We start from the raw sequence: 12,118 nt of genomic DNA, 5'->3' as shown, positions 1-12,118 counted from the left end.
ACTATCGAAGTACCTCTGTGCTTAATCCTGGAGCCCTTTAGGCGGTTCGTAGCGAGGGAACCCGTTATATTCGGTGACTCGCTCAGCGTTGGCGAGCGGCCAGGAATGTCGGGCGTTGGGAACCCCGCCGTCCACGCGGATCACTGTACCGTTAATGAAGGCCGATGCCTCCGAAAGTAGGAAAATCGCAGCGCTCGCGAGCTCAGATTCGGTACCAAAACGTTGCAGCGGCACTTTATGCTTCAGTTTGCGAAGCAATGCCTGGTATTCTTCGTTATAGCTGTCCATGCCTGCGGAGGCGATCCACCCCGGCGCCACGGCGTTCACCCGAACGCCGGCATGCCCCCATTCACAGGCTGCTGTCTCGGTCAAATTCCAGACACCCGCCCGTGCGGCGCCCGAATGACCCATCCCGGGCATGCCCCCCCAAATATCCGCCAGCATATTCACGATCGCACCACCGTGACCCGCCATCCATTGGGTAAAGCACTCGCGCGACATGAGGAATGTCCCATGGAGGTTGTTACGCACTACAGCGTCCCAGCCATTCAGTGAGATTTTTTCCAGCTTTGCCGGGAATTGTCCACCGGCACAGTTAAACAGGCCATCGATGTGGCCGAAGTCCGCGAGAGCCGCCGCAACCGTCTGTTTCACGCTGGCTTCATCGCGAATATCGCAAGCATATAAGCCGATTCGGTCTGCACTTTCCGGATAGTCCACATTAAGCTCGTCACGAACCGCAGTCAATTTGTCCGGATTCCGTCCGACCATGATCAGCGTCGCGCCCAGCGAGGTAAGCTCGTGCGCCGTGCAGCGGCCAAGGCCACTTCCGGCACCGGTTACCATCACAACTTTTCCGTCAAACAGGCCAGGTCGAAACACCGAACGGTAGCGGGCACTGACTGATTCATTTACGCGGTCCTTCATATCGTCTCTCCGATTTGGCGATGCGGGCGCCCGGCCTTTGGTGCCGATTGTTCCGTAAAAAAGGAACTCCGTGAATCGGCTGCAGGTGCAATCATGTGGCTCGATCACAGTCCGAGCTTTGCTTGCAAAGTAGTACCTTTAAAGACCCAAAATACGAGAAATTAATTCCATAGTTTGCAGCGCGTCTCTGCCTTGGTGATAAAGGCCTGCTCGCCAGGGATAGTGGCTCGGCAGGCGTTTTAACCCGCATCAGATACATATCGTGAATCATGCTTCCATCGGCGCGGATAGCCGCCGCTGACTGTGTCGGGTCAGGCCAGGTTGCAATGCACCCCGGCTGTGACACTATGCAATACGGGACGCGACTCCCGCACCGAGGCCACCACCACGTAGGCGACCACCGATGGGGCAGTCCTTCGTGGTTTAGGTGTGTGGTGGCAAGGGCGACTCACCTCGCGATTAGAAGCTACCGTCCGTCGACGTCGAAAGCGACTCCAGGGCGTGCACCGCCTTCAGCCGAGCCTCCACAGCCGGCCCGACCACCGCCAGTGCATCGCTTCCCGCCACGAACACGCGCGGCGGAATGTCCAAACCCGCGAGCTCTACCAGGACCTGGCCGAGCTTGTCCGGATCGCCCGGTTGCTGGCCGGCGTATGGGGACCACATTTCCTCGGCGCTGACTTCGGCGGCTGCGTAATCGTCGATACGCTTGTCCGGCCATTTGGCGTTGGCTGCGTCCAGCAGGTCCGTGCGGAAGAATCCCGGCTCGACCACCGTGATCTTGATGCCGAACTTTCCGACCTCCTCAGCCACGGCAAGCGAAAGGCCCTCCACGGCGAACTTGCTCGCGCTGTAGGCGCCGCAGTGCATCAGGCCGACCACGCCTGCCACGGAACTGACGTTGATGATGTTCCCGGAGCGCTGCCTGCGCATGATCGGCAGCGCTGCGCGCATCACGTTGCTCACGCCCCAGAAGTTCGTCGCGAGCAGGTGTTGAATGTCTTGCGTTCCCAGTTCCTCGTAGTTGCCTAAGAGGCTGTATCCGGCACTGTTCACGACTACATCGATACGACCGAACTTCTTTTGCGCCTCTTCTACCACGGTCGTTGCCTGCGCCTCATCGGAGACGTCGAGCCGGAGAATCTCCAGATTCTCGCCGGCCAGGTCGCGCAGGGCATTGCCCATTTTGTCCAGGTTCCTGCCTGTAGCAACGACCCGATCACCCGCCTTCAATGCGGCCCTGGCTGTACCAGCGCCGATACCGCTGCCAGCACCCGTGATAAACCACACTTTGCTCATGCTCACACTCCCAGTCCTGGTCAATGCTCTTCACTCTAGGCAGATTGACTGAGAAGAAAAACACCCTAGTACTGAACATGCTTTGAAGATATTCTTCAAAGCATGAGACTCAATCAGCTTGATGGACTGCTCGCATTCTGGAAGGTCGCGGAGCACCGTGGCTTCTCTGCCGCCGCGGCAGCGCTCGAGGTTTCGCCTTCTGCGCTCAGTCAGGCGATCCGCCACCTGGAGGCCCGGCTCGACGTCAGGCTTCTCAACCGGAACACGCGCAGCGTCAGCCTCACTGAAGCCGGACAGGCATACCTGTCCCGGATTGGACCGGCGTTGAGCGACGTGCTGGAAGCCGGAGAGCAGCTTCATGAGCTTCAGGGCCGGCCATCGGGCGTCCTGCGCATCAACGCAGCGCGAATCTCGACCGCGATGGTCCTCCAGCCGCTGCTGGCCGGGTTCCTGAAGGCCTATCCAGACGTCCACGTGGAGCTGACGAATGACGAGGGCTACGTGGACATCGTCGAAAGAGGGTTCGACGCCGGCATTCGAATGGGAGAGAGTGTCCAGAAGGATATGATCGCGCTGCCTCTCGGCGGCCCGGTTGCCGTATCCATCGTTGGATCGCCTGACTACTTCAAGCAGCATCCCGTGCCGCGCCACCCGTCCGATCTGATCCATCACAACTGCGTTCGGTTCAGGTTTTCAGGCAGCGGGGCCATTCACAAGTGGGAGCTCGAGGTTGACGGCCGCATCGTCGAATACGAGATCAGCGGCAACCTCACGATTAGCGACTCGTTGTTCTCGGTTGAGGCTGCGCTGGATGGCATTGCACTGGCGTACACGTTCGAGCAGCTCGCGCTTCCTCACATCCGGGCCAGAAAGTTGAAACGAGTCTTGAGCAGCTTCTCACCGATTTTCCCCGGGTTCTACCTGTACTACCCGAGCAGACGCCAGCAGCCTGCCAAGCTGAAGGCCCTGGTGAACTACGTGCTGGCGCATTCCAGCCCGGAGACGATTGGAATGTCAGCAACCGTGCCCGCGACAGACGTGTAGTAGTACGACCATTTTTTCGGCGACCGAAAGTCTGCGTCGGGCCGACAAATTCCGCACGAAGGTAAGCATCGCGCGACCATTAGACAGTGGAAACAACCGCCGACTGTACCGACGGCCATTCGAATCAGGATGCAAAATCCGAATGGCCGGTTTGCCGCAATCAACGGTCAACCGTTACACGAACGTGATCGGCCTCTCCCTAACCTTCAGCGTCAGACCGTAGCCCCTACCGCGCGAGCGGCACAACGCCGTTGACGCTCCGCGTGTTTTCTACCGACTGCCGTTTCCCGTCGTCAAGATTCCACCGCCGTCCGACTCCGTCTCTGTGCTCGCCGTGCTCTCTACACGTTCAATCCGTACTTGCATCGACCGTGCGTCTGTCAAACCCAGGGTCTTCGCCGCGGCATAAGAGAGATCGATAATTCGGTGTTTGATGTATGGTCCGCGATCGTTGATACGCACGACAACCGACTTTCCTGTTGCCAACGAACTGACGCGCACATAGCTGCCGAGCGGCAATGTTCGATGGGCAGCCGTTAATGCGCCGCCATCATAGCGTTCTCCGTTTGCGGTCAGATGCCCCTGGAACGTTGCCGAATACCATGACGCCTCGCCGGATTGCAACATCTCGTGTCGCATGCGACAGGAATCAACTCTGCACGCAGCATGGTCGGACGCAATCTGTCCGCAAGCCGCGAACAAAGCGCAGATTCCCAAAACTCCCAAATAGCGGAGTGATAGCACCATAGACCACATGTCAGTTAATGAGGCATGGTTTTAACGTTCTCAAAAAGTTCAGGCAAGCCGCGTGCCCGGGCGAAATAACATCTTGACAATTTTTATTAGATCTCATGCAGTGGGTCTGTCAGTCCGACCCTTATTTCATTGCAGGTGTCGCCGATGCGATTGGTACTGGCCATGACGAAAATACGTGAAATACGTATTCATTTGCCTGGGGCCACATGGCTATCATAACGGCCACCAATCTCGCCCGGTGCGCGAAGTTACACGCTGCACCGCCCAATTGTTCCGGCTGCTCGCCACGATGCAACGTCCACAACGTTCCGGACGTCGAACGGGTTTGCAAGGCAACTCGTGAGTAATGCGTCTGCATAAGGTTCAACGGATATTATCACCTGCGGTGCGATGGACCGCTCAGTGTCGAGTACGCGCTGGCAGAGATGACCACGTGAACGACCGTTATAACCTGGAAGCTGCGACGACAAAGTATGGTTAGCGGCGGCGGTCCGGCGAAATTCTTCAGTGCGGTGATTTCCGGTGCGTTCGCGCAATAACTGTTGCTTCCGAGCGGGGATGCTATGGTCGCTTGCGCTCTTGACGGTCAGATTCACCTGTACCAATTGGACAAAACATCGGGTGGCTATCGGGAAGCTAGCGTTCCACTACCCTCTTGCCAAACGGAACACCCGGCGGCAGTGTTCCTGATGGTCCGCGACGGGGCAACTATGTTGCTGAGCAGAATGCCTCCCTATGGCAATGTTGGGCCGAATGCGTGTTGCCATTGCCGTCAGATAATTACCGGCCAGTTTCGGCCGTTCGACCGCACACGCAAATGGACATTCAAATGTCGGAGCCGCACTCGGCAGTGGACGCTCATCCCATCAATTATCAACCAGCCCCCAATCCCGTTGTCGGCTTGGAGCTGAAGAAAGGGAAAGCGAGATGACCGCTGCGAACTTCTACTGTGAGCAAGTACGGCAACAGCTAGGAGTTGCCGCACTCTTGCCGGTCGATTACGTGCTCGTACAGCTGCTCACACGCCGGTCCCGACCAGACAGCGAGCCCCAGGGATAGCAGGAGTATTTATCGTCGCGTTCGATGTGGTCAAAAAGAACGGGGGGTAATCATAAAATCTCAACAGCAATTGCAATCGAGGAACTGTCGAACGAAGTTGGGAAAAACCGAATCGCCTTACCGGTCGTCAGCGGCTTTTCTCGATCACTCTCGATGATATAGTCAACGTTAGTAAAATACTCTTTGCCATCCTCGCCCCGCACAAACGCGTTTTTCCCGTTTGCGTACTCAATTTCCCCATTTATCTTTCCAGGTATCTTAGCTTGCTCGATGATATCGTTAGAAATTCCCGAAACGCGACTAATCCAATCGCCGTTTTTCAGCGACCGTTCTCGATCAATCTTTTCTGTATTTTTCAGATAATGCGTCGGTATATCGTGGCTCACGCAAAACGAGTAATCAAATGCATACGTGGTCCCCTTGCGCCCAGAACCGAGTTCAAGAACGTTGATCACATTAAATTCTTGAGATCGATTCGTGAACTTACTTAGCACCGGAGACATATACGGAAATTGAAACCGGAACGTCGAGCGACTCTTGCATACAGAACTCAAAACTTCCAGAAAATCCCTATCGACCACAGTGTATTGTTCCTCCTGACGGCTCGAGTTCTTTTGCAATGCAAGCAGGCAACTATCCAGCGCGACTCGTCCAAAGCCTTTGTGGATAGCGTATGCCTCAGACATTGCCGAATCAAGAAGCTGGATTAATCTTCTAAGATTTCCGTTGGAGGCGTAAATCAACTGTTCAACACCATCGCCAAAATCATTGCCGGCTTCAATTTCAAAAATTTCATCAGCGGCTACCGTCTCCTCCTCCTGCCCTGTATAGTTCGCAATAATTTCAATGGTTCGTCTTCTCAGCCCTTTATAGCTTGTTATGTCGTAGATATTCTCCTCCAACTTTACGACATCGCCGTAACGGGTTTCTGTCAATATATCGGAATACGAGTGCGGATAGAGCGCAATCTTGGTCCGAATAAAATTCGCAGTTCTGAACTGGTTCATCAATACTTCGAAGAGCGATGCGGACTCTGCTTCTTTGAAGAATTGTTTATCAAGCGCTCCGGCTTCGTCGATTAGAAGCAAGATCTTTGCATCGCTGTCGTCAAATAGTCGACGGTAGCACTCTTCAATATCCTTGATTCCCGGGTTGGGTTTTTGCTTGATTTCAGAAAATTTCGTTTGCTTATAATCGATGGATAGCTCAAAAAACCCTGGCTTGGCGCCACCCTTCAGACCGATTTCGGATGTTAACTTGTCGACATACTCTTCGCTGCCAAGCGTCACTAATTTTCTTAGTGCCGAACCCATTTTCTGCATATAAGCAGGATCCGCCACTAATGATTTCATGCCCATATGAATGCGGCCCAGATCTTTTACGTTTTGCAAGTGCTCGTAAATTGAAGTTAACTCTTCAATTACTTTTATGATAATTGACCGGTATATTTCCTGAGGGGTATTCAAATGTTGAAAATCGCTCAGGCGGATCATGACCGGGAGGATGACCGGCTCCCCCGATTCAAGCGTTGGCAACAAACTAAAGAGGTAGTATGCGTGGTTCGCTCGGAGATACATTGTTTTCCCCGAGCCCATTCGCCCCTTAATAATACTATTCTCAAAATCGAAAGGTGTGGTTAATCCATCGAGTGGATTAACGAACAGCTTGAGAATTGCACTTAGATCGTATTCGTCTGCGTTTCGAGTCTTAAAAGGACGGCTTACGTAGATTTTTTGCAGTTCGTTGGCGTTGTTCATCGCAGTCGGTCGGGGAAGTCATTGTACTAACTAAACCTTACCATTGATGCGGATCCGATGGAGCCTTAAGAGATAGGCTCTTGGGAGCAAGCCGTGCGAAAGTCTCGGTCGCTCAGTCTGGCTGATGCCGCAGACTAACGTTCCAACACAAGTAGTAACCGAGGTCTTTGCGAACGTAAGTTGCGACCTCACGCGAGTACTGCTTGAGTCCAATTGACGGCCGCTGTGATGGCTCGTGCCGTCGTTAGGTGAACGACAAGATGCTGGCTAAAAGCTGCCGTACACGCAATGCTGGTTCGAGGGGCAGGAACGGGTCGAGGATCGCGGTAGGGATGCCCATTACTGAGCACCCCCCGCACAGATCCCGGCGTGCCCAATTCGGGCACCGTGCTCCTACCTCGGGTGTTTGACGGCGAAGCGCCGATCAGGCCACGGATGAAGGATTCGAGGGGGCGGAAGCCAGGCATTGGCGATTCGTCTCATTCGCTCCCACGTCATGGCGTCCTTCTGACTGCGCCGCCGGAGCGTGCGCCGCCATAGATCGGTGACGTGATGTCGGAATGCGACGAGTGCCCGTGCGTTGGTGGGCACCGCATGATACGCAAAGTATCCGTGAACCACCTGCCTGAGCCAATGCCCTTGTACTGGAATCGGTTCGTGCATGCGCTTCCGTAGCGCCTCCTTGATCTGCCTGAGTCTCGCCCGCATGCGATCCCCTCGAGTCTTCCGCTGTAACTGGAAGGCCCCGCGACGAGACCTGCCGCAGATAAAGATGAAACCCAGGAAGGTGAAGGTCTCCGGTCGGCCACGACCCCGGCTCTGGCGGTTGACCGCTGCATAGCGGCCGAACTCCAGCAGCCTCGTCTTGTCCGGATGTAGCTCAAGCGAGAACTCTTCCAGCCTCGATCGCATCGCATCCCGGAAGCGCCGCGCGTCAGCTTCGTGTTCGAAGCCCACAACGATATCATCCGCATACCGCACGATGATCACGTTGCCTTTGGCTTCTCGCCGTCGCCACCGGTTGGCCCAGAGATCGAAGACGTAGTGCAGGTACACGTTCGCGAACAGCGGTGAAGCTACTGATCCCTGTGGTGTACCGGTCTCACTGACGCTCAGCTCTCCGTCTTCCAGAACACCCGCCTTGAGCCACTTGCGCACAAGGCGGATGATGCGCTGGTCGCCGATTCGGTGCTCAATGAAACGGACAAGCCAACTCTGGCTAACCGAGTCGAAGAAGCTCCGAAGATCCGCGTCCAGAATCCAGTTCACCGGGGTGTGGGTGATGGCCGTCGCCAACGCATCCAGCGCATCATGTTGACTACGCCCGGGCCGAAACCCGTACGAGAAACCAAGAAAGTCTTCCTCGTATATCGCGTTCAGCACTTCCACCACCGCACGCTGGACGATCTTGTCTTCCAGCGCGGCAATCCCCAGCGGGCGCTGTTTGCCGTCCGGCTTCGGTATGTACTGTCGCCGAACAGGCAGTGCCCGGTACGCTCCGCTCTGTACCTGCGAGAACAGGCGCTGGAGATTCTCTTCCAGTTCTGCCTCGTAGTACCGCCACGTCAGGCCATCCACTCCGGGAGCCGCATTGCGTTTGAGCGCAAAGAATGCCATTCGAAGTCGGTCGACTGTGACGTGGTGTAGAAGCGCGGTGAACCGCTCCTTCTTCCGCTGTCTTGCAGCTTGCCGTACACGTTCCAGCCCCTGTGGCACGCTTGCCCGGTTCTGCGCCCGGTGCGTGTGTGGCTGACCCGTGTTCCCCTTGGTCCCCGCCCTTGGCTCCACCCACTCCGTAGCTGGTTCCCCAGCCTTGTTCGCGGGCTTCATCGCTACTACGGCGGAGTCTGACTTCTCCCGTCCGTTCATCATCGGCTACGGCTCCTCGCCTTCCCGACGCGGACCTGTCCATCCTGAGACAGGCCGGACTGGAGATCTCCCGGTTCCCAAACAAGGAGCGTGCGTACATGCCAGGTTCTACGACCACGCCGGGTCATCCGGGCGCTCGCGATTGCGCGCTCAGACGTTTTGCCTTCCGCTACACAGACAGCGTCGGCACCCGGAATCAGTTTTCTATCGTGGCTCAATGGCTGGCCTGCACGTACCCCTGCCGACGCTTCGCCGACATCCTCACGGATGCCTGCGCACGGCTCGGGGCCGATGTGGTTCGCTATTCCTTCATCGTAGTGGACTTGCACCACTTACTCCTTGCCGGTCTCCCGGCGCACCTGTGTGAAAACGCCATGATCACCTAAACTGGATTAACTCATTCAGCTTGGGTGACCGGATGAAGCGATTCATAGAAGGCGAAGATCGCAAGCAGGTAACGCTGCTTCCAGAATGCCTTGATGACTTCGTCGCCGAGGACAATCCGGTCAGGATCATCGAGGCGTTCGTTGAAGAGCTTGACCTTGGACCGCTGGGCTTCGATGGAGCGATGCCATCGACTACAGGTCGCCCGTCCTATCATCCGGCCGTGCTGCTGAAGATCTACATCTACGGCTACCTGAACCGGGTTCAGTCGAGCCGCCGCCTGGAGCGTGAATGCCAACGCAATGTTGAATTGATGTGGCTCACAGGCCGTTTGGCGCCGGACTTCAAGACCATAGCTGACTTCCGTCGTGACAACGGTACCGGCATCCGCAACGTATGTCGCCGCTTCGTTGTCCTGTGCCGTGAGCTGAAGCTGTTCTCGCAAGCGCTTGTTGCCATCGACGGTAGCAAGTTCAAGGCAGTCAACACTCGCGATCGCAACTTCACCGAGGGTAAGGTCGATAAGCGCCAGAAGCAGATCGAGGAGAGCATCCAGCGGTATCTGAACGCTCTGGAGACTGCCGATCGTACGCAACCCGCTGAGCTGGAAGCGAAGACGACCCGCTTGCAGGACAAGATCGCACGCTTGCGCGAGCAGATGCGAAACCTCGAACAGATCAAGGAGCAACTGAAGACGCAGCCTGATGGCCAACTCTCGATGACTGATCCCGACGCGCGCTCCATGGCGACGAGCGGCAAAGGCTCGGGAATGGTGGGCTACAACGTACAGGTGGCAGTAGACGCCAAACACCACCTCATCGTGGCTCACGAGGTCACAAACTCTGGCAGTGACCGGGCGCAGCTTAGCCCCATGGCAAAAGCTGCGCGCGACGCGATGGGTAAGACCAGACTGCGGGCAGTCGCCGATCGTGGCTACTACAGTGGGCCTCAGATCAAGGAGTGCGCCGATGCGGGGATTGCGGTCATGCTGCCGAAGCCGACAACGTCAGGTGCGAAATACCATGGCCGATTCGACAAGGCAGACCTTATCTACATTGCGCGGGACGACGAATACCAATGTCCAGCTGGAGAACGGGCAATTTACCGTTACACCAGCGAGGAACACGGGATGCAGCTACACCGATACTGGAGCAGCGCCTATTCGCAATGCCAAATAAAGTCACAGTGCACGCCCAGCGGCCAACGACGGATAAGTCGATGGGAGCATGAGTCGGTGCTGGAAGCAGTTCAACGTCGGCTGGACAAGACGCCTGACGCGATGACAGTGCGCAGGCGAACCGTCGAACATGTCTTCGGAACGTTCAAGCACTGGATGGGCTACACGCACTTCCTGACGCGCAGGTTGCCAAACGTAGGTACCGAGATGAGTTTGAACGTACTCGCCTACAATCTCACTCGAGTGCTGAGAATCCTGGGCTTCAAGAAGACGATGAAGGCAATGCGGCGGGTGGGTGCGTGAGCACCCCGTAGGTCCTGAAACAAAGCTCTTAAACTCGTCTGGAACGCATCGGAGAGGCTCGCCTTCCCGTCGTCGCCGTGATGGCCGCAAAGGCAGCCAAACGTGCCGCTGGGGTCAGCGGTCATGCGTCGCATTGTAATTCCATCGGGTTTCCACACAGCCTGGGTCGGGAGCTGACCATCGAAGTCGCTAGGACAAAAGAGCGAATCGACGCGGCGAGGCCGGTGGGCATCGACGCGACGGAAGCGCGACGTATGCTGGCGTGCCTGGACCAGGAGCTCGCGGATGCAAAAAAGCGCATGATCGAAGAATTCCATCGCATGCCTGGCGCCTGATTGCAAACTCCAATCAAGGCCAGGGCATTCCGCCGATCGGCGCGGTACCGAACGAATCGACTCGCTGAAGTGGTTCACGCAGGCGCCATCCGGCCACGGCAAACTGAAGTACCTTATCCGACCGATCATGACACGTAAGTCCCCCTCGTTGCGGCATCACGAGGCGCGCATTCTGTAACGAACGAACGTCCTGGAACGGTTGTTGCATAGCCTAGAATGCTTGTTGCATAGCCTAACTTGTCCAGTGCGCAGACGCTGGGGAGGAAATATGTACGGCCATTCTTGCGAACCATATCGGGGGCACGGCGTTTACGTCGAGGTGACGGAGAATCAATCCGTGTCGTTCAACGGTGCCGAGCGGCGTTACTCAGTCGCGTGGTACGTGTATAAGCGGGAGCCCTTCATCCAGGCAAACGTGATTGCACGTTTTGCCGAGACGGTTGAATTTTTGTCCACTGACGAGGCAGTGCGTTACGCAGAGGGGCGCGCGCATACGTTCGTCGATTGCTCACGCGTCATCTCGAGGAAGTGACGTCGCCACACGCAAGTGATGTGCGGCAGCTTCAGGTGCATGTCACGTGTATCCATATGATCTCGCCACAGAAGCGGAAAAGCCGGTTGCATAGGCGGTGAGAAATTTTTTCGCAACAACGTGATCTACCGCGCAGTGTGACGCACAGGTACTCCCTGATTATTGATAGCGCTGACTCACCAGTGGCTGTATGAATAAGTGGTCGGGACAGTGGCGTTTTGCACCCCCGGCTTCAAAGTCCGATTTGAAGCCGGCGGAATGTCACCTGACGATGAGAGGAGTTCATCATGCTGCGGTGGATAGCCAACTGTGCTGTACGCAACGCACTTACTCCGGAGAAGCAGGCCGAAAAAGCGTTGCGAGAATTGCGTCTGGAACTCTTCCAGGCTGAACAACGCATCCTCGACGCTCAGATGCACGCAGATTACTACCGAGCCCGTCTGGCCTTTTGTGAAGCGGTGTTGAAAGGCGGCATCGAGCAAGTAAGCGATCAGCGAATGGACCCGCAGACGGGCTGGCAGGCATTGAGGACAAGCCCCAAACTCACGGCGGCCCAATAGCCCAAACCGTTGTGTTGGCGAAGCGGCGACTCCTTCCAGATTTCGCCCTGCGCATCGCCCTCCTCGACGGCCTGCGGAATCCCCAGGCGGACACACGCGTCTGGGGACGTCATAGG

General features: G+C 56.4%; 9 protein-coding genes and 1 pseudogene. 4 read left to right on the top strand and 6 right to left on the bottom strand.

All coding sequences use genetic code 11. The features are described from left to right. Nucleotides 1-21: 21 nt before the first annotated feature. The 3 genes and pseudogenes from P3T22_RS29075 to P3T22_RS29065 form a co-directional block, all read right to left on the bottom strand. A complete protein-coding gene (locus P3T22_RS29075; RefSeq protein ID WP_063500129.1) occupies nucleotides 22-927 on the bottom strand; it encodes an SDR family oxidoreductase in 906 nt (301 codons plus the stop codon). A 161-nt stretch (nucleotides 928-1,088) separates the two neighbouring features. Beyond that, nucleotides 1,089-1,216 (bottom strand): annotated as a pseudogene (locus P3T22_RS29070) (ABC transporter substrate-binding protein); the annotation flags it as partial. A 170-nt stretch (nucleotides 1,217-1,386) separates the two neighbouring features. Next, complete coding sequence (locus P3T22_RS29065; RefSeq protein ID WP_063500130.1) at nucleotides 1,387-2,226, bottom strand: SDR family oxidoreductase; 840 nt, start codon at nucleotides 2,224-2,226, stop codon at nucleotides 1,387-1,389. Nucleotides 2,227-2,328: 102 nt separating this feature from the next. On the opposite strand from P3T22_RS29065, the gene P3T22_RS29060 reads away from it, so the two are divergent. Beyond that, nucleotides 2,329-3,270 carry a LysR family transcriptional regulator gene (locus P3T22_RS29060; protein ID WP_429326834.1) on the top strand — a complete coding sequence of 314 codons (942 nt, stop codon included), beginning with the start codon at nucleotides 2,329-2,331 and terminating at the stop codon, nucleotides 3,268-3,270. A gap of 270 nt (nucleotides 3,271-3,540) precedes the next feature. Here P3T22_RS29060 and P3T22_RS29055 read toward each other — a convergent pair whose 3' ends face one another. From P3T22_RS29055 to ltrA, 3 genes are all read right to left on the bottom strand, one after another. After that, nucleotides 3,541-3,897 (bottom strand): septal ring lytic transglycosylase RlpA family protein, encoded by a 357-nt coding sequence (locus tag P3T22_RS29055; protein WP_082855431.1) that lies wholly within the window; start codon nucleotides 3,895-3,897, stop codon nucleotides 3,541-3,543. A gap of 1,238 nt (nucleotides 3,898-5,135) precedes the next feature. Then, nucleotides 5,136-6,842 (bottom strand): hypothetical protein, encoded by a 1,707-nt coding sequence (locus P3T22_RS29050; RefSeq protein ID WP_429326833.1) that lies wholly within the window; start codon nucleotides 6,840-6,842, stop codon nucleotides 5,136-5,138. Nucleotides 6,843-7,235: 393 nt separating this feature from the next. After that, nucleotides 7,236-8,714: a group II intron reverse transcriptase/maturase gene (gene ltrA / locus P3T22_RS29045; protein ID WP_429326832.1), complete on the bottom strand. Its 1,479-nt coding sequence runs from the start codon at nucleotides 8,712-8,714 to the stop codon at nucleotides 7,236-7,238. 95 nt (nucleotides 8,715-8,809) lie between these two features. On the opposite strand from ltrA, the gene P3T22_RS29040 reads away from it, so the two are divergent. The 3 genes from P3T22_RS29040 (at nucleotide 8,810) to P3T22_RS29030 (ending at nucleotide 12,002) form a co-directional block, all read left to right on the top strand. Continuing rightward, complete coding sequence (locus tag P3T22_RS29040) at nucleotides 8,810-9,097, top strand: hypothetical protein (protein WP_429326831.1); 288 nt, start codon at nucleotides 8,810-8,812, stop codon at nucleotides 9,095-9,097. Between the two features lie 32 nt (nucleotides 9,098-9,129). After that, nucleotides 9,130-10,575 (top strand): IS1182 family transposase, encoded by a 1,446-nt coding sequence (locus P3T22_RS29035; protein WP_429326830.1) that lies wholly within the window; start codon nucleotides 9,130-9,132, stop codon nucleotides 10,573-10,575. A gap of 1,154 nt (nucleotides 10,576-11,729) precedes the next feature. After that, entirely contained in the window at nucleotides 11,730-12,002 is a 273-nt protein-coding gene (locus P3T22_RS29030) for a hypothetical protein (RefSeq protein ID WP_429326829.1), read from the top strand. The last annotated feature ends 116 nt before the right edge of the window (nucleotides 12,003-12,118 follow it).

The sequence above is a fragment of the Paraburkholderia sp. GAS348 genome, from assembly GCF_050434205.1.
Classification (GTDB): domain Bacteria; phylum Pseudomonadota; class Gammaproteobacteria; order Burkholderiales; family Burkholderiaceae; genus Paraburkholderia.
The sequence above is the reverse complement of the archived record's forward strand: the minus strand, read 5'-3'. Positions and strand labels throughout refer to the sequence as shown.

Bases quoted from the DNA above. Each gene is read 5' to 3' on its own strand.
- P3T22_RS29050 (WP_429326833.1), bottom strand. From the start codon at position 6,842: ATGAACAACGCCAACGAACTGCAAAAAATCTACGTAAGCCGTCCTTTT.
- P3T22_RS29075 (WP_063500129.1), bottom strand. From the start codon at position 927: ATGAAGGACCGCGTAAATGAATCAGTCAGTGCCCGCTACCGTTCGGTG.
- P3T22_RS29060 (WP_429326834.1), top strand. From the start codon at position 2,329: ATGAGACTCAATCAGCTTGATGGACTGCTCGCATTCTGGAAGGTCGCG.
- P3T22_RS29035 (WP_429326830.1), top strand. From the start codon at position 9,130: ATGAAGCGATTCATAGAAGGCGAAGATCGCAAGCAGGTAACGCTGCTT.
- P3T22_RS29040 (WP_429326831.1), top strand. From the start codon at position 8,810: ATGCCAGGTTCTACGACCACGCCGGGTCATCCGGGCGCTCGCGATTGC.
- P3T22_RS29065 (WP_063500130.1), bottom strand. From the start codon at position 2,226: ATGAGCAAAGTGTGGTTTATCACGGGTGCTGGCAGCGGTATCGGCGCT.
- P3T22_RS29030 (WP_429326829.1), top strand. From the start codon at position 11,730: ATGCTGCGGTGGATAGCCAACTGTGCTGTACGCAACGCACTTACTCCG.
- P3T22_RS29055 (WP_082855431.1), bottom strand. From the start codon at position 3,897: ATGTTGCAATCCGGCGAGGCGTCATGGTATTCGGCAACGTTCCAGGGG.
- ltrA (WP_429326832.1), bottom strand. From the start codon at position 8,714: ATGATGAACGGACGGGAGAAGTCAGACTCCGCCGTAGTAGCGATGAAG.